Origin of the sequence: Loigolactobacillus jiayinensis (genome assembly GCF_003946445.1) — a bacterium.
GTDB classification, from domain to species: domain Bacteria; phylum Bacillota; class Bacilli; order Lactobacillales; family Lactobacillaceae; genus Loigolactobacillus; species Loigolactobacillus jiayinensis.
In genome coordinates, this window is sequence record NZ_RHOF01000100.1 from 1 (window position 1) to 398 (window position 398).

Below are 398 nucleotides of genomic sequence, written 5' to 3' on the forward strand. Positions count from 1 at the left end.
AATTAAGATTTTTGTTTGACTAAACCAATCTAGCCACTAGGGTATACCCTATTGGCCTTTTTTGATTCTGTGCTATACTAGGAATTACAAATGTTCATTAGAACTGTCCAAAAGGAAGTGCTGACAATGGCTAAAATTGGTTATGCTCGTGTGAGTTCCAAAGAGCAACATTTAGATCGACAGCTAGCGGCCTTAAAAGGCGTTGATAAATTATTTACGGATAAATTAAGTGGAGCTAACACTAATCGGCCAGAACTGCAAAAAATGCTGGCCTATATTCGTGAGGGAGATATTGTCCTGGTCACTGAATTAGATCGCTTAGGCAGAAACAACCATGATTTGACTAAGATCATGAACTCCATTCAAAATAAGGGTGCCACCCTAGATGTGTTGAATTT

Annotated in this window: 1 protein-coding gene; it reads left to right on the top strand. The window is 38.4% G+C overall.

Annotation, left to right across the window (positions count from 1 at the left end; all coding sequences use genetic code 11):
- Positions 1-126: 126 nt before the first annotated feature.
- Positions 127-398 (top strand): recombinase family protein (locus EKM80_RS14395; RefSeq protein ID WP_164509590.1); only part of this gene is annotated, 272 nt, incomplete at its 3' end.